This is a genomic window from Niabella beijingensis, from assembly GCF_020034665.1.
Classification (GTDB): domain Bacteria; phylum Bacteroidota; class Bacteroidia; order Chitinophagales; family Chitinophagaceae; genus Niabella; species Niabella beijingensis.
The window spans coordinates 396,418-421,316 of sequence record NZ_JAIQDI010000001.1 but is presented as its reverse complement, the minus strand read 5'-3'; the positions used below and the strand labels follow the sequence as shown (position 1 = coordinate 421,316).

General features: G+C 47.9%; 17 protein-coding genes. 14 read left to right on the top strand and 3 right to left on the bottom strand.

Annotation, left to right across the window (positions count from 1 at the left end; translation table 11 throughout):
- The first annotated feature begins 21 nt into the window (after positions 1 to 21).
- Complete coding sequence (locus K7B07_RS01660) at positions 22 to 1,740, top strand: glycoside hydrolase domain-containing protein (RefSeq protein ID WP_223706875.1); 1,719 nt, start codon at positions 22 to 24, stop codon at positions 1,738 to 1,740.
- Between the two features lie 214 nt (positions 1,741 to 1,954).
- Here the strand turns inward: K7B07_RS01660 and K7B07_RS01655 are convergent, their stop codons facing one another.
- Positions 1,955 to 3,145, bottom strand: coding sequence for a hypothetical protein (locus K7B07_RS01655; RefSeq protein WP_223706873.1), 1,191 nt, complete (start codon positions 3,143 to 3,145; stop codon positions 1,955 to 1,957).
- Positions 3,146 to 3,331: 186 nt separating this feature from the next.
- A complete protein-coding gene (locus tag K7B07_RS01650; RefSeq protein ID WP_223706871.1) occupies positions 3,332 to 3,796 on the bottom strand; it encodes a response regulator in 465 nt (154 codons plus the stop codon).
- Positions 3,797 to 3,886: 90 nt separating this feature from the next.
- Here K7B07_RS01650 and K7B07_RS01645 point away from each other — a divergent pair, with 90 nt between their 5' ends.
- The 10 genes from K7B07_RS01645 (at position 3,887) to lolA1 (ending at position 17,481) form a co-directional block, all read left to right on the top strand.
- On the top strand, positions 3,887 to 5,029 hold the full coding sequence (locus tag K7B07_RS01645) for a ThiF family adenylyltransferase (RefSeq protein WP_223706869.1): 1,143 nt from the start codon (positions 3,887 to 3,889) through the stop codon (positions 5,027 to 5,029).
- Entirely contained in the window at positions 5,026 to 5,751 is a 726-nt protein-coding gene (locus K7B07_RS01640; protein ID WP_223706867.1) for a hypothetical protein, read from the top strand. The genes K7B07_RS01645 and K7B07_RS01640 overlap by 4 nt, the downstream gene beginning before the upstream one ends.
- Entirely contained in the window at positions 5,736 to 7,874 is a 2,139-nt protein-coding gene (locus K7B07_RS01635; protein ID WP_223706866.1) for a sensor histidine kinase, read from the top strand. The genes K7B07_RS01640 and K7B07_RS01635 overlap by 16 nt, the downstream gene beginning before the upstream one ends.
- 14 nt (positions 7,875 to 7,888) lie before the next feature.
- Positions 7,889 to 8,977, top strand: coding sequence for a hybrid sensor histidine kinase/response regulator (locus K7B07_RS01630; RefSeq protein ID WP_223706864.1), 1,089 nt, complete (start codon positions 7,889 to 7,891; stop codon positions 8,975 to 8,977).
- A 54-nt stretch (positions 8,978 to 9,031) separates the two neighbouring features.
- Positions 9,032 to 11,176: a peptidyl-dipeptidase Dcp gene (gene dcp / locus K7B07_RS01625; RefSeq protein ID WP_223706862.1), complete on the top strand. Its 2,145-nt coding sequence runs from the start codon at positions 9,032 to 9,034 to the stop codon at positions 11,174 to 11,176.
- A 674-nt stretch (positions 11,177 to 11,850) separates the two neighbouring features.
- On the top strand, positions 11,851 to 13,035 hold the full coding sequence (locus K7B07_RS01620) for an acyl-CoA dehydrogenase family protein (protein WP_223706860.1): 1,185 nt from the start codon (positions 11,851 to 11,853) through the stop codon (positions 13,033 to 13,035).
- A gap of 144 nt (positions 13,036 to 13,179) precedes the next feature.
- Positions 13,180 to 13,686: a shikimate kinase gene (locus K7B07_RS01615; protein ID WP_223706858.1), complete on the top strand. Its 507-nt coding sequence runs from the start codon at positions 13,180 to 13,182 to the stop codon at positions 13,684 to 13,686.
- A complete protein-coding gene (locus tag K7B07_RS01610; RefSeq protein ID WP_223706856.1) occupies positions 13,679 to 14,068 on the top strand; it encodes a DUF423 domain-containing protein in 390 nt (129 codons plus the stop codon). Before K7B07_RS01615 ends, K7B07_RS01610 begins: the two co-directional genes overlap by 8 nt.
- Positions 14,069 to 14,154: 86 nt before the next feature.
- Positions 14,155 to 16,734 carry an FtsK/SpoIIIE family DNA translocase gene (locus tag K7B07_RS01605; protein WP_223706855.1) on the top strand — a complete coding sequence of 860 codons (2,580 nt, stop codon included), beginning with the start codon at positions 14,155 to 14,157 and terminating at the stop codon, positions 16,732 to 16,734.
- Between the two features lie 99 nt (positions 16,735 to 16,833).
- Positions 16,834 to 17,481, top strand: coding sequence for an outer membrane lipoprotein periplasmic chaperone LolA1 (gene lolA1, locus K7B07_RS01600; RefSeq protein ID WP_223706853.1), 648 nt, complete (start codon positions 16,834 to 16,836; stop codon positions 17,479 to 17,481).
- A 48-nt stretch (positions 17,482 to 17,529) separates the two neighbouring features.
- Here lolA1 and K7B07_RS01595 read toward each other — a convergent pair whose 3' ends face one another.
- Positions 17,530 to 18,543 (bottom strand): LacI family DNA-binding transcriptional regulator, encoded by a 1,014-nt coding sequence (locus tag K7B07_RS01595; RefSeq protein WP_223706852.1) that lies wholly within the window; start codon positions 18,541 to 18,543, stop codon positions 17,530 to 17,532.
- 229 nt (positions 18,544 to 18,772) lie between these two features.
- On the opposite strand from K7B07_RS01595, the gene K7B07_RS01590 reads away from it, so the two are divergent.
- The 3 genes from K7B07_RS01590 (at position 18,773) to K7B07_RS01580 (ending at position 24,872) form a co-directional block, all read left to right on the top strand.
- On the top strand, positions 18,773 to 19,585 hold the full coding sequence (locus tag K7B07_RS01590; RefSeq protein ID WP_223706850.1) for an SDR family oxidoreductase: 813 nt from the start codon (positions 18,773 to 18,775) through the stop codon (positions 19,583 to 19,585).
- 160 nt (positions 19,586 to 19,745) lie between these two features.
- Positions 19,746 to 22,949 carry a SusC/RagA family TonB-linked outer membrane protein gene (locus tag K7B07_RS01585; RefSeq protein ID WP_223706848.1) on the top strand — a complete coding sequence of 1,068 codons (3,204 nt, stop codon included), beginning with the start codon at positions 19,746 to 19,748 and terminating at the stop codon, positions 22,947 to 22,949.
- A gap of 21 nt (positions 22,950 to 22,970) precedes the next feature.
- On the top strand, positions 22,971 to 24,872 hold the full coding sequence (locus K7B07_RS01580) for a RagB/SusD family nutrient uptake outer membrane protein (protein ID WP_223706847.1): 1,902 nt from the start codon (positions 22,971 to 22,973) through the stop codon (positions 24,870 to 24,872).
- The last annotated feature ends 27 nt before the right edge of the window (positions 24,873 to 24,899 follow it).

Below are 24,899 nucleotides of genomic sequence, written 5' to 3'. Positions count from 1 at the left end.
AAACGTGTTAATTAAAGGATCATGATCAAAAAGTTATTATTTGTAGCTGTTGTTTTTTCTTTTGTGAAGGGAGCTGCACAAAGCAGTGCAGACCTTTACCAGGTGGATGCCCTGGAGAAAGTGTTCAAGGAAAGAGCTTATTTCCCGCCGTTGCAGGAGGATACCATCCGTGCAGCGGCAGGAGAAACGGCTTCCATACAACTGGTGCTGCGGGCTAACAAACCGTTAAGGGGCCTTTCGGCAGATGCGGTATGTTTACCAGGCAATGCTTCCGTACTCAAGGCTAAAACAGGGTGGGTGACCTATGTTCCTGTAGGAAGGGGATATACGCCCGCCTCAAAGGATCTGCTGCGCTCTGTTTCGGGTTATTTTCCTGATCCGATCGTGGATGACACCCTGCTGGATCTCTCGCAGGGAGAGATCAATCCACTTTGGATAACGGTTCCCGTTTCTGCCCGCACCACGGCCGGGATTTATAAGATACAGGTAAGTGTTACCGGATTGGTGAACGGGAAAAAAGAACAGTTTCGCCGTACGGTTCCCATCCGGGTCTATCCGGTGAAAGTACCGGAAACATCCCTGTGGATCACCAATTGGTCGGCCCATTTTAACCCTGTATCGCTGGAATTGCTGAACAAAGGGAACAAGGTAGCTTTGTATTCGCCCCTGTACTGGGAGTTGTTAAAAGTGCACGCCGATATGATGGCATCACACAACCAGAACGTGCACCGGATCTATGCCGCCTGGAATACTAAATTCACCTTGCACAATGGTACCTATACCTTTGATTTTTCCAATTTCGACAAAGAAGCGGAGCTGTTTGAGAAGGCAGGTGCCTTAAAACGGATCGAAGGCGGACATCTTGCCTGGCGGTCCGGAGCCTGGGATGATCCATTCTTTGTGGAAGTGCCGCTGGAGGATAATGAAGAGACAAAAAAGCTGAAGCAGGCACCCAATCCCGCTGCTCATCTGTATGGCATGCGGTCGGTATTATTGCCGGTAGAGGATGCAAGGGCACAGAATTTTCTCAACCAGTTCCTGCCGGCTTTAAAAGCACACCTGCAACAAAAAGGCTGGCTGGGGAAATACATGCAGCATATCTCGGATGAACCTACGGCCAAAAATGCCCCGTCTTATGTGGCCATCAGCAGTTATGTAAAAAAATACCTGCCAGGGATAAAGATCATGGACGCTGTGCTGACCTCAAAAGAGTTAAAGGACGGTATCGATGTCTGGGTGCCGGTTCTGGATGTATTTCACAAGGATTATGCATTCTACCAGGAATTGAAAAAGAGCGGTAAAGAAGTGTGGTTCTATACCTGCGTAGGTCCGCGCGGGAATTACGCCAACCGTTTTATTGAGCAACCGCTGATCCAGACCCGTTACCTGCACTGGATCAATTATAAATATGGAGCGACCGGGTATTTACATTGGGGACTGAATTACTGGGGCGGACGGGACCCCCTGAGGGATGATGCTTCCAGGGACCGCGGCAAACTGCCTGCGGGGGATGCCAATATTGTGTATCCGGGATACAGGAAATTGTATACTTCCATTCGGTTTGAGGCGATGCGCGATGGTATTTATGATTATGAGTTGCTGAAAATGCTGGAGCAGAAAGATACTGCCAAAGCAAAAGGATTCGTAAATGAACTGATCATGAACTTTAACGAGTATGATAACAGCATCTTCTATTTCAGAAAAGTGAGAAAACAATTGTTGGAGGCACTAAGCAATTAAGGAAACGGGCCGCGGAACAGCGTTTTACCACAGGGACCGATCCAACTATCCACATATCAATGCCATTCAACCGATACCGGAGGAGACTTTATGTGGCTGGTCTGATCGCTGTAATGGCAATCCTTCCTTGTACCACAGCCTGTCTCAAAAATCAATAACGCGACCTGCACCATCCGATAGCGCCAGCCGCGCTCTCAATTCTGATAGCTGATGCTTAAACTTTATACATCCGGTTGGCAGAATTGATGTATTCCAGCGGATCAAATGTTTTGTCAAAAGATTCCTGCAATTCTTTCATTTTAATTTCAAGATCCTTGATGCGGCTGCCCAGTTGCGGATCGCTGCGGTATTTATCAAACAGTTCTTTGTATTTTAAAAGATTCTGGCTGATGCGGAAAGTGACCTGTCCGAAACGCTGTTTGAGGGATTGTACATCATTCATCTGAATATAGGCCGCCTGTCGCCATTCCTTGGGGTTGCTCTTTTTTTCATTGGAAACAAACCGGGCTGCTTCATCTCTTAGGCGGGTAAGATACTGATACCGCTTTTCGGCATCGTTTTGTTTGGAAAAATTATTGTCGAAATCAGCCGGTGTTATTTTAATGATGCCCAGGTTCTCTTTCAGCGATTTGTCGTATTTCTTTTGAAGATCCTGGAGCTCTGTGGTAATGGCCTCCCACTCGTTCTCGATCTGGCCGTTGTCAAAATTGAACTGGCTGATCTTCATGGTAAGCGTCAGCATTTCTTCACTTTGTGCCTTCAGGGCTTTTTCTTTTTTACCGATATTATCAATATAAGAGGTCATGCTGGTAAAAAGCGCGGATGTAATCGGTCCTGTAACCGGAACGCCCTTGCTGAACCCGCTGGCAAATGTGAGCAGGTTGCTGGTCACATTCAAAACAGGACTTTCGGTTTTTTTCTCCTTTACGAAGGCGGCGTAAGAGTTATACCATTTGGTATAGCCATCATAGTTCATGGGGTTGCCGGTTTCACTCAGGGAATTAAAAAATGCCTTGGTAGAGTTGAACAGCACCAGTGGTTTGATCTCGCGTTCCATCGAAACGAGGTTCACCATGGCCGATTGATAGTTGGCCTGAAAGATATTCAGCTCATTTTGTTCAAGGGCCTTTTGCTTTTCTTCAACAGCCTGAACGCGTAGTACCAGCTTGTCTGCTTTGTCCTTAACATCTTTTGATTCGTTGATGGATTTGTCCAGTGCCGACATGCGCTGGTCCAGCTGGGATACCGTAGAATCAAAGGATTTCGTCTTTGTGGTAAAATTTTTCTGAATATCATCCAGTACTTTATCTCTGAGCGACTGCGCCCCTGCCACAGAACTGTCCTGTGCTCCGGCAAGGGCATAAATACAAAGTGCACTCATCAATACTGCAAACTTTTTCATCATGTACGTTTATATTTTTATAATAGCATTCCGTTTACAACTCTCTGAAACCGGTACCTGCAGTTTGAAAAAATACAAATAACCAGCCAAATTGGCCTTTTTAAAGGAAAACAAACAGGCAAGCGAAAAAGAGAACTGGAAATCAGTAGTTTAGGCAAAAATAAGGAAAAGCAGGGAATATTAAAAAATTCAGGAAAGAAGCGATTGGCGAAGCAGGAATTCCATTTGCCGGTTACTTTCTTCCAGCTTCTGGGTCATTTTTTTGTTATTCATGCTCCGGGTATAAAGGTCGATCCCTTCGTGGATCAGCTGCCGGAGATGATTTTCTTCCCAGGGCTTTTGGATATAACGGTAGACCTGCCCCTTATTGATCGCTTCGATAACAGCGTTGATATCGGCATAACCCGTCAGGATCATCCGCACGGGATCGGGATGCTGGGGGATTATAGAAGTCAGGAACTGGATACCGGTTGTTTCCGGCATACGCTGGTCCGTAATGATAACATGTATTTCATTTTGTTGCAGGATCTGTTCGGCCTCTTTTGCACTTTGAGCAGTAAATATGGTGAATTCCCTTCTGAAGCAGGCTTTGAAGGAATTTAAATTATGAATCTCATCATCCACATATAAAATATTTGAATAGGATCCGTCCATATTCACATTAATTAGTATCCAGGTAATTTATCCCTATTTTTGTGAAGTTTCTGTATTCAAATTTACTCATTTTTCATGGGAAAAACTAATATGGCTGAAATTAATCCAGGGGAGGGTTTTGCCTCCGGATCCGATACCTATCGCCCGGTTTTCCTCCGGATCGGCCAAAAAGCTGATAAAGACCTGTTTGATGAGTTGGTCAGCACAAAGAATTGTACGATTTTTGATACTATTGACCGGCAGCTGATGGAATTGATCCGGATCATGAATCCGTCGGAGAAGCTGGATCAGCATCAGGTCAGGTTATTAACAGGGAAACATTTAGGCAACCGGGCGCCTGATACCTATGGTGTATGGGTCTATTATCCCTGGTCGGGGCGCATGGTACACCTGCTGGACGAAGATGAATTTATAAAGGTCCGGACAAACAGGAATGTATATAAAATCACCCCGGAAGAAACAGCGCTTTTCCGGGGTAAGAAGATCGGGATCATTGGTCTTTCTGTAGGACAAACGATTGCTATGACCATTGCTACCGAACGGATCTGCGGGGCCCTGCATCTTGCGGATTACGATGATATCGAATTGAGTAATATGAACCGGTTACCGGTTGGGGTGCACGAGCTGGGTATGTCGAAAGCGATCCTGTCTGCCAGGAAAATAGCGGAGCTGGATCCTTTTATCAGTGTGACCTGTTTTACGGAGGGGGTTCATGCCGAAAATATGGATGCTTTTTTTACAAAGAACGGACCGCTGGATCTGCTGGTGGAGGAGTGTGACGGATTTGATATCAAGATCCTCAGCCGTATGAAGGCGCGTGAATTGGGTATCCCGGTGGTGATGGACACCAATGACAAAGGCATGCTGGATATTGAACGTTTTGATCTGGAAAGGGAACGGCCCTTGTTTCACGGAGGGATCCCCGACCTTGAGAAACTGGATCAACAGACACTGGCGGCTCAATTAACGCAGTTGACCCCGGCGGATAAAATCAGGTACCTGGGTGCTATTGTCGGTATGGATAATTTGTCTGATTCCATGAAAAGATCACTTACAGAAATAGGAAAAACGATCACCGGATGGCCACAGCTGGCTTCCGCGGTGACCCTGGGCGGAGCAATTGTTACGGAGGCCTGCCGGAACATATTTTTAAACCGGTTTAACGCATCCGGTAAATACTTTATTGATTTGGAAAAAATAATTGTAAACCCAAACGGTACCAATCCTGCATGATCCGTGTCAGAACTTTCCGGGCGCCCGATGATCCAGAAACAAGCGAAAAGTTCCTGATCGGCCACAGGCGTATCCTGGAGATCCATTACGGTATAATAAAGGTGACATCGGATAATACCGAATGGCTGGAGGATCCCTATTCGGTTGTAATAGTGGTGGAGGACCCGCACACCGGTAAGGTACTGGGGGGGACGAGGATGCAGGTACTTGAGCTCGGGAAACAGCTGCCCATAGAAACTGCTGTATCAAAATATGATGAACGGATACACCAGGTTGTGGCAAACGATACGTTTGCCGGTGGTACCTGCGAAATGTGCGGTATGTGGAACTCGAAAGAGATCGCCGGTATGGGTATTGGTAGTCACCTCCTCGTGCACCTGGGGGTTGCCGTTTCGGCACAGCTGAATGTCAAAAGTGTTTTTGCACTCTGTGCACCCAGTACGGTAAAGGCCACGTTAAGAAGCGGGATGCTGCTTGAGGAAAGTGTGGGTGATAATGGCACTTTTTTATATCCGAAGGATAATTTTGTAGCAACAGTTACCCGCCTAAGGGATATACAGGACCTGTCGCATGCAGGCACCGAGGAAGCCGCGAGGATCATCCGGCTCCGGAATAATTTGACCCAGGTTTATATGGAAAAGGGCCCGCGGGGAACTTTTGAAGTGGAATACGACTTGTTTCTTAAAAACTGGCATCAGGAAGGAATATGGCAAAATCATTAAATCTTTTCTTTTTTGTTTTTATATTTCTGACAGTAACCCAACTTTCTGCAAATGATAAGAACAAGATAACCCCGCAGGTGGCAACCGGAGCGCTACCGGTTGAGCATTTCAGGATACTGACCGATAAAAGCGATTCGCTCGACATACAGCAGATCGTTCAGCTTCCTGAATCTGAATTTAAAGAAGAGAGTCCGGGAATTAAAGATGCTGCTATTTGGGTGCGTTTCGATCTGGAGAACAGCGCTGATTTTGATTCGCTTTTTCTTGAGCTGGAGAACCCTGTTTTACAGGAGGTGACCTTTTATACCTACCGGAAAGGGGCGATCGAAAATAAACTGGTGCTGGGCGCCCGGTATGACTTTGATCAGCGGCCGCTGAATATCATCAACTATGTATACCCGTTTTTTCTGAATCAGGGAGAAACAGCCACCATTTTTGTGCGGATAAAGTCGCCTACCTCGATGCACCTCCCTTTTTTTGTAAGCAATAAGGTAACGGTATTCCAGCGGAATGCTACCAGCAACCTGCTGTTTGGTATTTATATCGGTATTATCGTGATCATGCTGCTGTATAACCTGCTGCTGAGTATTGTGGTGGAGGACGACAGTTATTACTACTACATTGCTTTTATATTTTTTGTCGGGATCACACAGGTAGTGCTGCAGGGCTATGGCTTTAAATTCCTGTGGCCCGGTAATGAATGGTTCCGGGCCAATACAGTGAACCTCTGCGGTATTTTTTCCGGTATCGGTACACTTTTGTTCAGCAGGAAATTCCTGCATTCCCGGCGGTATACACCCCGGCTGGACAAGGGCTTTACCCTGTTGATCTGCGCCTATTCCGCCATCCTTCCTATTCATTTTGCAGTAAGTCCTTATATTGCCATCAACCTCATCAATGTAGTTGCATTTGTAACATCGATCTATTGCCTGTATGTTGGTTACCGGGTATTGAGAAAAGGGTTCCGTCCCGCGCGTTTTTTCCTTTTGGCCATCTCCGCTTTTCTTACAATGGTGATCATCTATGTGCTGAGGACCTCCGGTGTCATTCCCTACAATATTCTTACTTCACGTACCCTTGAGATCGGATCGGCCTTGCAGATCATGTTGTTGTCACTGGCCCTGGCCGATAAGATCAATATCTACCGCAGGGACCAGGAAGCAGCGCGCAAAGAGGCATTGCGGGTATCTGTGGAAAATGAGCGCCTGATCAAAGAACAGAATATCCGCCTGGAGGAAGAAGTACGGCACCGGACCGAAGAATTGTTACATATCAATGAGGAGCTGAAAGTGGCGATGAAGCAGATCCAGAGCACCCAGGCAAAGCTGATCGATACCGAAAAGATGGCATCACTGGGTCAGCTTACAGCAGGGATCGCGCATGAGATCAATAACCCGATAAATTTTGTTACCTCTAATATCCGGCCGCTGGAGGCAGATGTTACGGACCTGCAGGCAGTCATCAGAATGTATGAAAAACTGGATCCTTCAGGGGATATCGCATTCCAGATCCAGAAAATTGAAAAACACAAGAAAGACATTGACCTGGAATACCTCTATGAAGAAATAAGCACCCTGCTTTCGGGAATTAAGGAAGGAGCGCACCGTACTTCGGAGATCGTAAAAGGACTACGGAGCTTTGCAAGGGTGGACGAGGCCAACTGGAAAAAAGTAGACCTCAACGAAGGCATCGAATCCACGCTGCTGCTGGTAAAAAGCACCTTTCCGCAGAACTTCAAGCTGGTAAAGGAACTGGGCGAACTGCCAAAAATCGAATGTGCGCCCGGAAAGATCAACCAGGTGTTTATGAACATCATCACCAATGCTGTTCAAACCATACAGGAGCGGATCCTTAAGGACCAGCAGCCGGGAGTGCTGATCATAAAAACCTGGGAGGAGGACGCACAGGTCAGGGTTAGTATAACGGATAACGGACAGGGAATGACGGAAGAGGTGAAAAATAAGATCTTTGACCCGTTTTTTACGACAAAGGATGTGGGAGAGGGTACAGGACTGGGACTTTCCATCGTGCAGGGGATCATCGAAAAACACAACGGTACCATCCAGGTAGATACAGAATTGGGAAGAGGTACTACCTTTGTGATTAGTTTACCCATCCGTTAAAATACTATTGCTACATGACGCCCGAAATTAATGTACTTTATGTGGATGATGAGCAGCAAAACCTCAACTCCTTTAAAGCCGCCTTCCGAACCAGGTACAGGATCTTCACTGCGCTTTCAGTGACCGCAGCACTCGATATCCTTGACCGCGATGAGATCCATGTGCTGATATCTGATCAGCGGATGCCGGAGATAACCGGTGTTGAGTTTTTCAAAATAACCAAGGAGCGGTATCCGCACATCCCCCGGGTATTGCTGACGGGATATACAGACATCGAAGTGCTGGCAGAAGCCGTGAACCAGGGCGACATCTACCGGTATATCACCAAGCCCTGGGACGATCTTGAATTGCACAACAGTGTGCTGAATGCCTATGACCATTACAAGGCCAACAAAGAACTCCGCGAAAAAATAGCAGAACTTCAGAAGACCAACGACGGGCTCAACCGCTTTGTATACAGTCTTTCCCATGAACTGCGGGCCCCGATCGCCTCTGCCACCGGTATTCTCGACCTGGTAAAAATGGAAGGCCGGATGGACGATTCCGGTGACTACTGGAAGCTGATGGATGCCTGTATCCAAAAGCTCGATTATTATGTATCGCAGACGGTGCAGTTCTATAAGACCGCACGATTCAAAGTGGAACACGAACGGATCCGTTTTGAGGCGCTCGTCCGGTCGCTGCTGGATCTGTACAGTACGTCCAACGGCACAAGGGATATCTCATTTAATGTACAGGTAAATGAGGAGGTACCTTTTTATGGCGATGTTTTCCGGATCGAGATCGTTATAGCCAACCTGCTTTCCAATGCCATAAAATGCCAGCGTCCGGAAGAACCGGATAAAAAGATCTCCATCGGAATCCGGACCCGGACAGCCGGTGCCGCTATTACGGTTACCGATAACGGAACAGGTATGGATACCGAATATGTACAAAAGATCTTTGACCCGTTTTTTAAAGGAGCGCAACCCGGCGGACTGGGACTGGGTTTGTACATTCTGAAAGAGGCGCTGGAAAAACTGAACGGCACCGTGACCGTGGAATCCGAGAAAGGCAAGGGGTCCGTTTTTGAAATCAGTATTCCCAATAACCCGGAAAAATAAAACCAGCGTATCCTGTTTGAAATGACCACGCTATTTTTACTTAAAATGAATTTTATGAAGCAGCACTTATTTGTAATTTGCACTTTTTTAATCATCAGCTCCTGTAATATGCCTGACAGTACATCCGACAATTCCGATACGACCAACACTGAAAACCCGTTGTTTACTGAAAGCACGCTTCCCTATCATACGATCCCGTTCGACAAGATAAAGGAAACGGATTTTGAGCCTGCTTTTGAAAAAGGAATGAAAGAGGAAATGACAGAGATCGACAGTATCATAGTCAACCCCGCAGCTCCTACCTTTGAGAATACACTGGTAGCCCTTGAAAGATCCGGACGGCTGCTGGACCGTGCGGGCAGCGCATTCAATGCATTGACGGGCGCCAATACCAACGACCGTCTTCAACGCATCCAGGAAGCCCTGGCACCCCGGCTGTCGGCACATTCGGATTTGATCTATATGAACCGGAAGCTGTATGAGAAAGTGGATGCCATCTATAAACAATTAAACACATTAAAGCTGGATGCGGAATCCAAAAGACTGGTGGAATATTATCATCAGAAATTTTTGATGAGCGGTGCAGCGTTGCCCGACACCAGTAAAGTGCAGCTTAAAAAATTAAATGAGGAAGAAGCTACATTAAGCACCAAGTTCAGCAACCAGCTGCTGGCCGCCGCCAAATCGGGCGCACTGGTGGTGGATGGTATCAGCGATCTGGCCGGCCTGCCGGAAGCAGAGATACAGGCCGCAGGCGAAGCTGCTAAAAAGAACAACCATGAGGGTAAATACCTGCTGACGCTGACAAACACCACACAACAGCCGGCCTTGCAATCGCTGAAAAACCGGGAAACACGCCAAAAACTTTTTGAGGCCTCCTGGACCCGTGCGGAAAAGGGAGACTCCAATGATACCCGCCGCAATATATTACGGATTGCCGCCATCCGCAGGGAGAAAGCCCGGTTGCTGGGTTTTCCGGATTATGCTTCCTGGAAATTACAGGATCAGATGGCAAAAACGCCACAGGCGGTAAATGCCTTTTTAAGTAAACTGGTACCACCGGCACTGGCAAAGGCAGCGAGCGAAGCAGAGGACATCAAGGCCATGAAGAGCCGTGAAAATGATACCACTGCACTTGCCTCTTATGATTGGGACTTCTATGCGGAAAAAGTACGTAAGGCCAAATATGATCTTGATGAATCGGAAGTGAAGCCCTATTTTGTACTGGATAGTGTGTTAAAGAATGGTGTTTTTTATGCCGCCACCCAATTGTACGGGATCACCTTTAAAGAACGGACCGACCTGCCGGTATACCAGGAGGATGTAAAGGTATACGAAGTGTTTGATAAAGATGGTTCACCCATGGCACTGTTCTACTGCGATTATTTTAAACGGGATAATAAAAATGGCGGAGCCTGGATGGATAACTTTGTTACACAGTCAAAGTTATTCAATACAAAACCGGTAATTGTGAACGTGTGCAATTTTCCAAAACCGGTTAAAGGACAGCCGGCCCTGCTGAGCTTTGATGATGTTACCACTATGTTTCATGAATTCGGACACGCGCTGCATGGCCTTTTTGCCAGTCAGCAGTATCCTTCCTTATCCGGTACCAGCGTCTCCCGTGATTTTGTGGAAATGCCTTCACAGTTCAACGAGCACTGGGCATTGGATACATCGGTGCTAAAGAACTATGCCCGGAATTATAAGACCAACGAAATTATACCACAGACGCTGGTTGAGAAAATAAAAAATGCCGCAACCTTTAACCAGGGATATGCCATGACGGAACTGCTGGCTGCGGCGGAGCTGGACATGCAATGGCACCTGCTGTCTGCAAAAGACAGTGCCGTAACGGATACCGATGTATTTGAGCAACATGCACTGACCAAAAGCGGTGTGAATATAGCCTATGTGCCGCCGCGGTATCGCTCTTCTTATTTTTTACACATCTGGGCAAACGGTTACTCTGCCGGGTACTATGCTTACAGCTGGGCGGAGATGCTGGATCATGATGCGTATGCCTGGTTTAAGGAGAATGGCGGATTGAAACGGGAAAACGGCGATCGTTTCCGCGAGATGATCCTGTCCAGGGGAAACTCGGAGGACCTGGCTACATTGTACAAAGCCTTCAGGGGAAAAGAGCCCAGTATTACACCGTTGCTGGAGAACAGAGGATTGATCCCCGCAAAAAAATAGGGTGCTGTTACGAGGCCTCAGTGTTTCAATGCGTCAGCGGTAGCGCTGCCACAACGCCTCAAACGCAAAGCAGCACGAAAGAAAACAAAAGATCTTGGTGTTTCTTAGTGTCTTCGAGCCTTGGTGGCAATGAGAATTATGAAGCCGTACTAGATCAGTAGCGAGTCTTCTGTGCGAATCGGTGAAATCTGTGAGAATATCCCCCGTGTGTTTTTGTGGCTTTGTGTTCTTCGTGGTAAAGGCGGACAAAAGATCTTGGTGTTTCTTAATGTCTTGGTGCCCTAGCGGCAATGAGAATTATGAAGCCGTATAAGATCAGTAGCGAATCTTCTGTGCGAATCGGTGAAATCTGTGAGCCCCCGCGTGTTCTTTGTGTCTTCGTGGTAAAAAGCGGACAAAAGATCTTGGTGTTTCTTAGTGTCTTAGCGCCTTAGTGGTGATGAGAATTATGAAGCCGTACAAGATTAGTAGCGAGTCTTCTGTGCGAATCGGTGAAATCTGTGAGCCCTGCGTGTTCTTGTGTCTTCGTGGCAAAAGACGAACAAAAAACTTTAGTGTTTCTTAGTGTCTTAGCGCCTTGGTGGCAATAAGAACTATAAAGTCTTTTTGTCTTTGGAACCTGCTCATCGCGGAGCCCTAAAATCTGCTACCTTTGAGGTCATCAAACTTTTATTATGTCTGTAAAAGCTGATCTGTTCCAGAGCCCCGATTATTTTGCGGTAGACGAACTCCTTACCGAAGAGCACCGTATGATCCGTGATGCTGTGCGTACCTATGTTAAAAAAGAGATCACGCCCGTCATCGAACAATACGCGCAGGATGCCGTATTTCCGGAGCATATTGTAAAACAGCTGGGGGATTTGGGATGTTTTGGTCCCACGATCCCTGCGCAATACGGGGGTGGCGGACTGGACTATATCAGTTACGGATTAATGATGCAGGAACTGGAGCGGGGAGACAGTGGTGTGCGCTCAACCGCTTCCGTGCAGGGTTCGCTGGTGATGTACCCGATCTTTGCCTATGGAAGCGAAGCGCAAAAAACAAGGTACCTGCCCCGGCTGGCGAGTGGAGAATGGCTGGGATGTTTTGGTCTTACGGAACCGGACCATGGCAGCGATCCCTCCAGTATGATGACGCATTTTACAGAAGACGGAGACACGGTGATCCTGAATGGTGCCAAAATGTGGATCAGCAATGCCCCTTTTTCCCAGGTAGCCGTTGTCTGGGCCAAAGATCCTTCCGGTGTGGTGCGCGGGGTTATCGTGGAACGCGGAATGAAAGGTTTTACAACGCCCACCACACATGGTAAATGGAGCCTGAGAGCTTCGGCCACCGGTGAGCTGGTATTTGACAATGTACGGGTGCCAAAAACAAATATCCTTCCGGGCGTACAGGGAATGAAAGGGCCGCTGAGCTGCTTGAATAAGGCCCGTTATGGCATTGCATGGGGCGTGATCGGCGCCGCTATGGATTGTTATGATACGGCGCTGCGTTATGCAAAAGAGCGGGTGCAGTTTGGAAAACCGATCGGAGCGTTCCAGTTGCAGCAAAAAAAACTGGCAGAAATGATCACGGAGATCACCAAGGCGCAGCTGCTGAACTGGCGGCTGGGAGTGCTGATGAATGAAGGCAAGGCATCGCCCCAGCAGGTGAGCATGGCCAAACGGAATTCCTGTACCATTGCCACACAGATCTGCAGGGATGCCCGTCAGCTGCTGGGCGGGATGGGTATTACCGGGGAATATCCGGTAATGCGCCACATGATGAACCTGGAAAGCGTGATCACCTACGAAGGAACCAATGATATCCACCTGCTGATCACCGGTATGGACATTACAGGGTTCAATGCCTTCAAATAAGGATAAATGTCATCCTGCATCGGTTTTTAACAGACACGGCAGGATATCAACGGATAATTGTATTATGTTTGCTGCGGGCAAGAGCTGTCGACCGGAATACTGACAGCCTCAATTTGTTTTGATGTGTAGATTTGTTTGGTTCTTATGCGTATATATTTAATCGGCTTTATGGGGGCAGGGAAAACGCACTGGGGAAAGATCCTCAGTAAAAAGCTGGAGCTGCCTTTCTATGACCTGGATGATCTTATTATTGAATCCGAAGGAAGGTCTGTTGCAACAATTTTTGAGGAAGAAGGGGAAGAGTATTTCCGTATGAAGGAAAAAGAGATCCTCTATATGATCACCGACAGTCACCCCAGCCTGCTGCTTTCCTGTGGCGGAGGGGCACCCTGTTATTTCAATAATATTGATTACATGAATCAGAAAGGGACCACGGTATGGCTGAATACACCTTTTGAAATCCTGTTGGGACGGCTCCGCCAGCAAAGGGCACACCGGCCGTTGTTAAAAGACCTGGATGATGAACAATTACAGGCCTATATTGTTAAGAAAAATAATGACCGGCGGATCTACTACGACCAGGCAAAGCTCAAAGTGGACGATAGCCATATCAAACCGGAAGAATTTGTAAAAAAGATCATTGATGCATAGATTTTATCTTTCCCTGGGAGCCGCATTATCCGGACTGGGAGTTATACTTGGGGCGTTCGGGGCCCATAGGCTGAAACAGATTGCACCCGACTCGGTGCCCACATTTCAGACCGGTGTGCAATACCAGATGTATCATGCGATCGCCCTGATTCTTGTAGCCATTCTTTATGAAAAATTCCCCGTAAAACTAATGTCGTGGGCCGGTATCGCCTTTTTTATCGGTATCCTGCTTTTTTCCGGATCACTCTATGCCCTGGCGGCCCTGAAAGCGACCGGGAAAGTAGGGCTTGGCGGACTGGGGATACTGACGCCGGTAGGCGGATTGTTCTTTATTGCCGGCTGGCTGTTCTTTTTGCTGGCGGTGCTTAATAATAAGTCATAACCGGTTCATCCCCCGCGCCGTATACCCGAAATAATTTGCGTTTTTAAACGAAAAAATCTCCGCAGGTATATAGTATCTTTGCCTCTATGGCGACTAAGAGTAAACCGAAGAATAAAAAACCAACAGAACGGAGTAAGAAAAATACGACTGGCACCTGGAAAATAGAAAAAGAAGAGCGGGTTCGGTTGAAGGAGCTGGCTAAAGACGAGCGTACCTGGAAAATTGCGGGTACCACTTTTCTGCTGATCGCCGTTTTCCTGATCATTTCTTTTATTTCCTATTTTTTTACCTGGAAACAGGATTTTACACAGATCTCCAGGGGAAGTGAGATCCTCTGGGATCCGGATGTCAGCATGCAGAACCTGCTGGGCAAGGTAGGCGCACTTGTGGCGCATTATTTTATTTACCGGTTGTTCGGGATCGCCGCTGTTCTGATCTGCACCTTCTTTTTTGTGGTAGGGGTGAACCTGCTGTGGAGGCGCCGGGTCTTTTCGGTATGGAGGAACCTGAAATATGTGACACTCGGTATGCTGGTGGTATCTGCCATCCTGGCCTACCTGCTGCCCAATGAAGAATTCCGGTGGGGCGGGGGAGTGGGCAATGTGATTGTAAACTGGCTGGCCGGTTCCCTGGGATATATCGGTGCCGGTGCTGTGCTGGGGTTAATTGTAATCGCCTATTTCATCTGGCAGTTTAACCCCGCCTTCAGCTTCCCCAAAAAGATCAGACGCGCACCTCAGGAGGCGCCGGCAGCAGCGGAAAATGAAACGGAAGCAGTGGCGTTGAAAGAGCAGGAACTGGTGCCGGAAACCTTAGTTGGCACCGGCCAGGGCGCCCGGCTGGTGATCGACCCGGAAGTGGAAAAGCCGAAGTATGATCTTAAGCTGATCAATAAAGAACCCGTTATACAGGCCAAGGAAGAGGAAGAAGGGTATGAGCGTATCACGGTGCTGAAGCCCGAGACCAGAAAGACCGTACCGGTTGAAACAAAAGAAACAGCGGAAAACGAAAGCTACAGCGAGCCGGAGATGCCTGCGAGTATCAAACCCGTGAAGCCGGCGAAGCCTGTTTCAGATGACGACCTGAAACTGGAGATCAACTCCGGGCCCATCGCTCCGGCGCCTGCCACAGCAGCGGCAACCACACCGTCAGAAAAAGGCAAGGCATATGAACCCACCCTAGACCTCAAACATTATAAGAAACCTTCTGCGGATCTGCTGGAATCGCATGGCAGTGAAAAAGTAGTACAGGATCCCGCCGAACTGGAGAACAATAAGAACCAGATCATAAAGACCCTGGCAAACTATGATATCGAAATACAAAAAATAAGCGCCACGGTCGGTCCGACAGTTACCCTGTATGAAATTGTGCCGGCCGCCGGTGTCCGGATCTCAAAGATCAAGAACCTGGAAGACGATATTGCGCTGAGCCTGTCGGCGCTCGGGATCCGGATCATAGCTCCCATTCCGGGGCGCGGTACCATTGGTATTGAAGTGCCCAATGCCCGCAAAACCATAGTGAGCATGAAAACACTGTTGTCTTCCGATAAATTCCGGAACAGCAGTATGTCGCTTCCCATCGCATTGGGGAAACGGATCGACAATGAAAACTTTATCGTGGATCTGGCTACCATGCCTCACCTGCTGATGGCAGGTGCCACCGGTCAGGGAAAGTCGGTAGGGATCAATGCCATCCTCGTTTCCCTCTTATACAGCAAACATCCTTCACAGCTGAAGTTTGTGCTGGTCGATCCCAAAAAAGTGGAGCTGAGTGTATACAGTCAGATCGTGAACCACTTTCTGGCGCGGCTGCCCAATGAAGAAGATGCCATCATCACCGATACAAAAAAAGTGATCAATACACTGAATGCCTTATGTATTGAAATGGATAACCGTTACGACCTGTTGAAAGATGCGGGTTGCAGGAACATAAAAGAATACAACGCCAAGTTCGCGGCCCGCAAACTTAACCCGGAGAAAGGACATTTGTTCATGCCCTTTATTGTGCTGGTGGTGGATGAGTTTGCCGACCTGATCATGACGGCAGGTAAGGAAGTGGAAATGCCCATCGCACGACTGGCCCAGCTGGCCAGGGCTGTAGGGATCCACCTGATCATCGCCACACAACGCCCGTCTGTGAATATCATTACCGGTATCATCAAGGCCAACTTCCCCGCCCGTATCGCCTTTAAGGTGAGCAGTAAGATCGACAGCCGTACCATCCTGGATGCCGGCGGTGCCGATCAGCTGATCGGCAAAGGGGATATGCTGATCAGTTTAAACGGGGAAATTTCCCGTCTGCAATGTGCTTTTGTAGATACACCTGAAGTGGACAAAGTAGTTGACTTTATTGCTTACCAGGAAGGGTATCCGCAACCGTTCCTGCTGCCGGAATATATTGATGAAAAGGACCTGGAGAACGGAGATTTCGATCTTGATGACCGGGACTCTCTTTTTGAAGACGCTGCCCGGCTGATCGTAGCCAACCAGATCGGTTCCACGTCCCTGTTACAACGCCGGATGAAGCTGGGGTACAACCGTGCCGGGCGGCTGATGGACCAGCTTGAACAGTCCGGCATCGTAGGCCCGAACCAGGGCAGTAAGGCCCGGGAAGTGCTGATTAAAACCGAAGCAGAACTGCAGCAGCACCTCGATATGCTGGGTTAAAATCTGTTAAAATCTGTTAAAGGCCGCAACCCGGTATAAATCTTGACGTCTAAGAAGTGAAAATCAAAAATTCGTAAACAAATTCTAAGAAAATATCATATGAAGAAATTATATCTGGGCACTGCTTTTCTGTTCATGGGACTTATTTCATTTGCGCAGCAACGGGATCCGAATGCGAAAGCCATTCTGGATGCTGCCAGTGCCAAATTCAAATCGTATCAAACGGTAACCGCAACATTTGCCTATGCCAATCAGAATGCGCAGGGAAAAGTGATGGCAAAAAAAAGCGGAACGATCAATATGAAAGGCGATAAGTTCAATATCAGTTTTGGAGATAACAAGATCTTCAGCGATGGAAAAACGGTATGGAATTACGACCCCTCCAGTAAGGAGGTCACGGTGAACAATGCAAATAAATCAGAAAGCACCATTACCCCCCAGAAATTATTTACTGACTTTTACAGTAAGGATTTTATGTATGTAATGGGGAATGATTCAAAGGTGGGAGGTAAAGCGGTAAATATTATTATCATGCAGCCTATCGACAAGAATAAAGCATTCAGCCGGTTGTATCTTGCAATTGATAAGGCCAGCAAAACGGTTACCAGCGCCACCATCGTGGAAAAAAGCGGTAACAAAACCGTATACAGCGTGGGCAGCATGAAAACCAATGCACCCCTCGCCGATGCACAGTTTACTTTTGACCAGTCAAAATATCCTGGTGTGGAAGTAGTGGATCTCCGCTAAACGGATCCGGTCAAATCATTATAAAGTGCTCCGGGAACGGGGCATTTTTTATAGGTGATGGATGATGAGTTTACACGGAATACGAACCGTAGAGACCGGAAGCGGCTCCTCACGTTCATTTTCGATATGCTTCAGCAACAGTTCTGCGGCAGTGGTACCCATATCGAATGAATTTTCATCAATGGAAGCACTGGGCTTGTTATCGAGGTACTGGATCAGCGGCAGGTTGCCAAAGCCGACAATATCGACCTCCTGTAGTTTTTGCGGGTATTTTTCCTTGATGAACCGTAATGCATCCAGGCTGACATAGCTCTTGAAGGTAAAAAAGGCAGAAGGCGGATCCGGCAGGGCAAACAGTGCCTCCATCACTTCATCCGTTTGAGAAACTGAAAAATCAATTTCCTTTACAAGCGCCGCATCATAGGTGATCCCTCTTTTCTCAATGGCCTTCCGGTATCCTTCGTGCCGCAGGTGACTGGTGCCCAGGGCTTTTGGTCCCATCAGGTGCGCGATACGGCGGTGCCCTTTCTTACAGAGATAGTCGATGGCCAGTTCGGCTGCATTTTCGTTGTCGGTAGCCACTGCATCAAAGCCCGAATCGTTCAGCGAACGGGAAAGAAAGACGACCGGGATGCCCGTTTGTTCCAGGCGCTGAAAAAGCTCTGTTTTCTTGGTATTCTTTGAAATGGCAATGATCACACCATCCACCCGGCTGCTGATCAGGTTTTGAATGATCTGGGCCTCCTGGTCGGCATCTTCGTGTGATTGTGCCACGACTACCTGGTATTTATTCCTGCCGGCAATGGCTTCCACTCCGTTTATGGCCAGTACATAAAACTGGTCCAGCAGGTCCGGGATCACCAGTCCGAGTGTATAGGATTTACTTTGTTTAAAATGCCTGGCCGCTTCATTGGGTATATAATTCCATTCATTGGCCTGTTTTACAACACGCTCTTTGGTAAGTGCACTGATACTTGGGTGGTTGCTCAACGCCTTCGAAACAGTGGAAACGGACATGTTGAGTTTTGCAGCAATATCTTTTATGGTAACTCCCTTTTTCAAAATAAATATGATCAAATGTTCTAAAAAAAAACGTGATTTTCAAAAAAAGTTTTTTTTGTTCAAACGTTGTAGTATTGAGTTAGCGGGGTTTTTACCCGCACTCTGTTGAAACCAGTAGTTTTAAATAATATATTCGTGCTGTTTTAGAAACTGAACTGATTCATTGCAATGCCAGAGAAAATGTGAACTGACTTTTGCCTGGTTTTGATTTTAGCTATAAATGAACGATATGACAGCGTTTGATCTTACAGGAAAAGTTATCGTGATCACCGGGGCTACTGGAATTCTGGGTAAGGCTTTTGTGGATGGTATTGTAACGGCAGGGGGCACGGTGGTGATCGCCGGCAGGAATGAAAAGGTAGCGCTGGAGCGGGAAAAACAGGTAAAGGCCAGAGGTGGTAAAGCACTTTCAGTCATCGCGGATGTTACCCGGGAAGAAGAACTGAATGCCGGCTGTGCCAGGATACTGGAGGAGTTCGGTCGTATCGACGGGCTGGTAAATGCCGCCGGCGGTAACATAAAGAACGCCATCATACAAAAGGACATGGGACTTTTTGACCTGGATATAGCCGCATTGCGCGAAGTGATGGATCTGAATTTAATGGGTACGGTACTTCCAACGCAGGTCTTTGGAAAAGTGATCGCATCCAACGGAGGGGGCAGTATTGTCAATATCTCCTCAATGGCATCCCAGCGGGCCATAACCCGGGTGCTGGGATACAGTCTTGCCAAAAGCGCGATTGATGCCTATACAAAATGGTTTGCCATGGAACTGGGTAACCGGTACGGAGATGCGGTTCGCATGAATGCCATTGCACCGGGTTTCTTTCTTACAGAACAAAACAGAGAACTGCTGACGAAACCCGGCGGGGGAATGACCGGCCGTGGTGAAGCAGTAGTGCAACATACACCATTCAAACGATTTGGAGATCCACAGGAATTAACGGGCGCGCTGGTTTGGCTGCTGAGTGATGCGTCCCGTTTTGTAACAGGAACTGTCATAAATGTTGATGGAGGCTTTTCCATCTTCAGCGGGGTGTAGCAGGAAACGCACCCTTCCTAATACTACTGAATGATGTGTCCTGGTTTGAGACAGGAACCGTCATCAATGTTGATGGGCGCAGCTCCATCTTCACCTGGGTGTGGCAGGATGTACACCCTTCATGATACTGCTTTTAACATAACGAATGCAATTAATGAGTATGAGAACTTTATGGGTGCATTGCCTTTTCATGTCGGTAGGTGTACTGACTGCACTGACTGCAACTGCAAATAACAAAAAAAAGGATGCCTGTCTGCCGGGGGGGGACAGCATCATACCGGCCACAACGTATGCCGCAGATACATTGATTTCCGGGATCGTAAAAAACGCAAAGGAAGAACCGATGGAAGGCGCCACCGTCATGCTTAAGACCACAGGAAGGTCTGTACTGACCAATGGAAAAGGAGAGTTTTCCATACTGGCAGGAGAGAAAGACACCCTGGTCATCTCTTATGCAGGGTATGAAACGAAGGAGACCGCCATCGGCGGCAGTCGTATTTTTGCGGTAACACTGAACACCGCAGGTGAAAATCTTTCGGATGTGGTGGTGGTGGCCTTCGGGACCCAGAAGAAATCCGAAGTCGTTGGGTCGGTAACACAAATAAAACCGGAGGAGCTGAAGATCCCTTCCAGCAATCTTACCACTGCACTGGCAGGGCGCGTTCCGGGAATGATTGCCGTCCAACGGACGGGAGAGCCGGGTGCAGATAACGCAGAATTCTACATAAGAGGGATCACTACTTTCGGATATGGAAGAGGCCCGCTGATACTGATCGATGGGATCGAATCGACCAGCAACGATCTGGCCCGGATCAATGTGGATGATATCGCCAGCTTTAATATCTATAAAGATGCCACCGCTACTGCATTGTATGGCAGCCGGGCTGCAAACGGTGTGATCTCTATTTCAACCAAAGAAGGGAAAAGAGGGAAGGCCCAGATCTCGCTGCGGGCGGAAACCAATCTTTCCATGAATACTCGGGATGTGGAACTAGCAGATCCCGTAACCTATATGAAGCTGAATAACGAAGCGATCCTCACGCGCAATCCGCTGGCACCGGTACTGTACTCCGATGAGAAGATCGATAATACGGTTGTTGGATCCGGTTCTTATATTTTCCCTTCCACCGACTGGCGGAAGGAGTTGTTCAAAGACCAGACCCTTAACCAGCGGTTGAATATGAGTGTGAGCGGAGGCGGTGATGTGGCCAAATACTATGTAGGCGGTACATTTACCCAGGACAATGGTTTGCTGAAAGTGGATCCGCGGAATAATTTCAACAACAACATCAATTTTAAAACCTATTCGCTGCGTTCCAATGTCAACATGTTTGTTTCGCCTACTACCGAGATGATCGTGCGGCTTTCCGGTGTTTTTGAAGATTATAACGGCCCTATTTATTCCGGCGGGGATATGTACACAAGAGTGATGCGCGCCAACCCGGCGCTGTTCCCCGCTTATTATCCAAAAGACTCTGCACACCGGTTTGTGAATCATATCATGTTTGGTAATTATGGTAATGGTGATTACCTGAATCCCTATGCCGATATGATCCGCGGGTACCAGGACCGCGGCCGGTCGAAAGTGGGCGCACAGCTGGAACTGAAGCAGGACCTGAAGGGGATCACCCCGGGTTTAAAAGTACGCGGAAGGATCAGTACCGACCGCCATGCCTATTTTACCATTACCCGGCAGTACCTTCCTTTTTACTATGGATTGTCGAACTATAACCTGCGGGAAGGAACCTACAATACCTATCTGATCAATGAAGAAAAAGGAAGGGAGACACTGGATTACGATGAGGGTACCAAAGAGATCAATTCCACCATTTACGGAGAGGCCGCTATTGACTATTACCGGACCTTCAATACAAAGCATACCTTAAGCGGAATGCTGATCGGCTATCTTCAGGAGCGTCTTAATCCCAATGCGGGCAGTATCCAGGAATCCCTGCCTTTCCGCAACATCGGTTTGTCCGGGCGGGCTACCTATGGCTTTGCGAACCGTTATCATATCGAATTCAATTTTGGCTATAACGGGTCAGAACGTTTTTATAAAACACAGCGCTGGGGTCTTTTCCCGTCTGCAGGTATCGCCTGGACCGTGTCCAATGAACCCTTCTTTGAAACTATAAAAGACAAAGTGAATCTGCTGAAATTCCGTGCTACTTACGGATATGCGGGTAAAGATGATATCGGTGATGCAAAGGACCGCTTCTTTTACCTGTCGGAAGTAAATTTAAGTAACCCCTCTTACGGCTCTGTTTTCGGCAGGGATAATGGTTATTCCAGGCCGGGTGTTTCCATTTCACGTTATTCTGATCCGAATATTACCTGGGAAACCTCACGTGATGCGAACATTGCTATTGAGTTGGGCCTGCTGAATAAACTGAACCTGATTGCTGAATATTACCGGAGGAACCGCTATAATATTTTGCAACAGCGGGCGTCCACACCGGCATCCATGGGATTATGGGCACAGCCGCAGACCAACATCGGGGAGGTCACCGGACAGGGTGTGGATGTGGACCTGAGCTTTAACCACACATTCGCCAACTCTATGTTCATACAGGCGATGGCCAATTTTACCTATGCCTCGGCAAAATACAAAGTGTTTGAAGAGTATGAATATCCCGGTGCCTGGTGGCGGTCAAAGATCGGTTATCCCATCAACCAGCAATGGGGATACATCGCGCAAAGTCTGTTTGCAGACGAAGCCGAGGTCGCCAATTCCCCGGTGCAGGGCTTTGGCCAGTACATGGCTGGTGACATCAAGTATAAGGATGTAAATGGCGACGGCCGGATCACGGAACTGGATATGGTGCCGCTGGGGTATCCGACAACACCGGAGATCGTTTACGGATTCGGACTTTCTTTTGGTAATAAACATTTTGACTTCCAGGCCTTCTTCCAGGGAGCCGGAAGGACCTCCTTCTGGATCAATCCTGAAGCAACGGCACCGTTCAACAGCTATTACTATAACGATGCCGAGCGCACTTCGGGTGTGCAGTATGTGAACCAGCTGCTGCAGGCTTATGCAGACAGTTACTGGTCGGAGGATAACCGCAATCTGTATGCCCTCTGGCCCCGGTTAAGCACCTTCCCCATTGCGAATAATACGCAGACCAGCACCTGGTTTATGCGGAATGGCGCCTTCCTGAGACTGAAGCATGTGGAGATCGGGTATAAACTTCCTGCTAACTGGATCAGCCGTATCGGTATGAAAAGCGCAAGGATCTATGTAAGCGGTATGAATCTTTATACCTGGAGCAAATTCAAGATCTGGGATATCGAAATGGGCGGCAACGGGCTCCGGTATCCCAATCAGAAAGTATATAACCTGGGCCTGCTGGTAGATTTTTAAACCGTGAAATCTGTATAGAAAATGCGAAATAAATTATTGATAACAATCCTCATCGTGTCGGTGGTTACCTCCTGTAAAAAATACCTGGATGTAGTGCCGGATAATATCGCCACTATCGATCATGCCTTTAATATGCGGCAACAGGCAGAAAAATTCCTGTTTACCTGTTACAGCTATATTCCCCGGCAAAGTATCATGTCCGGGTCTGCCAATGAAAACCCGGCGCTGGGTGGCGGGGATGAACTGTGGTTCCATGAGTTTTATATTCCCAGTTCCTGGAATATTGCCCGGGGATTTCAGAATGTGGTGAATCCCTACGATAATTTCTGGCAGGGAAGTGGTGGCGGAAAAGACCTTTACCAGGGCATCAGTGATTGCAATATCTTCCTGGAAAATATTGTCAATACACCGGATATCGATCCCGGCGAAAAGAACCGGTGGATCGCAGAAGTTAAGTTCCTGAAGGCCTATTATCATTTTTATCTGACACGGATGTATGGTCCCGTTCCCATTAAGCGGGTGAACCTGCCGATCAATGCCAGTCCGGATATGGTGAAAGTATACCGGGATCCGGTAGATTCCTGTTTTAATTATGTGGTGGAGCTGATCGATGAGGCGGTGCCCGATCTGCCGGAGACGATCCTGAATGAGGTGGCCGAGCTGGGACGGATCACAAAACCCATTGCCCTGGCCATTAAAGCAGAAGTGCTGGTTACGGCAGCAAGTCCCTTATTTAACGGCAATGCCGATTTTGCAAATTTCAAAGACAACCGCGGCATCACATTGTTCAACACTACCTATGATCCGCGAAAATGGGAACGGGCCAGTGAAGCCTGCAAGGACGCCATCGATGCCTGTCATGCTGCGGGCAATAAGCTATATTATTACAGCCAGAGCAATAAACAGTATGAAATACCCGACACGCTGCGCACCCAGATGAATATCCGGAATGCCGTAAACGAAAAATGGAATGCCGAAATTATCTGGGGAAATACCAACAGCATGGTAGATAACCTGCAGATACAGGCTACTCCAAGGGGGCTTGATCCCTCCAAAAGAGCATCTCAAAGCACCCTGGGAAATTGCGGCGTACCACTGAAAATGGTTTCAAAGTTCTATACAAAAAACGGGGTACCGATTGATGAGGACAAGACCTGGGATTACAGCGGAAGGTTCTCGTTGATCCAGGGCGCGGCGGCATCAAGGAATTACCTGGTCCCCGAGTATACGACTTCAAAAATGAACTACGACCGGGAGCCGCGCTACTATGCGGATCTGGGCTTTGACGGTGGTGTCTGGTACGGTCAGGGTAAGTTCACCACAGCGGATATGTGGTATGTATCCTCCAAGAAAGGAGATCCCGCTGCCAACATCGCCAATGGCAGTTTTAACAGCACGGGTGTGTGGCCCAAAAAATATGTGAACTATGTAAATGTTATACAGGATAACACCTACTCGAGAGAAAACTACCCCTGGCCGGTAATGCGGCTGGCAAACCTTTATCTCTTATATGCGGAAGCGCTGAATGAAACAGCAGGACCTTCACCTGAAGTGTATTCGTACCTGGATCAGTTACGGGAGCGTGCGGGTTTGCAGGGAGTGGTGGCTTCCTGGGCAGCTTTTTCTTACAATCCCACAAAACCCGCTACCAAAGAAGGCCTGCGGGAGATCATACACCGGGAGCGGACCATTGAGCTGATGTTTGAGGGGCAGCGCTTCTGGGATCTGAGAAGATGGAAAACCGCGCTGCAGGAATTGAATCAGCCGGTGACCGGATGGGATATTGAACAAAAAACACCGGAGGGGTATTACCGGGAGCGCCTGTTGTACCAGCAAACCTTCAGTCTTAAAGAATACCTCTGGCCCGTGCGTGAGGTAGAGATATTTGCAAACAAGAATACTGTTCAAAACCCCGGCTGGTAATGATACGTTCAAATCAAAACGCATACA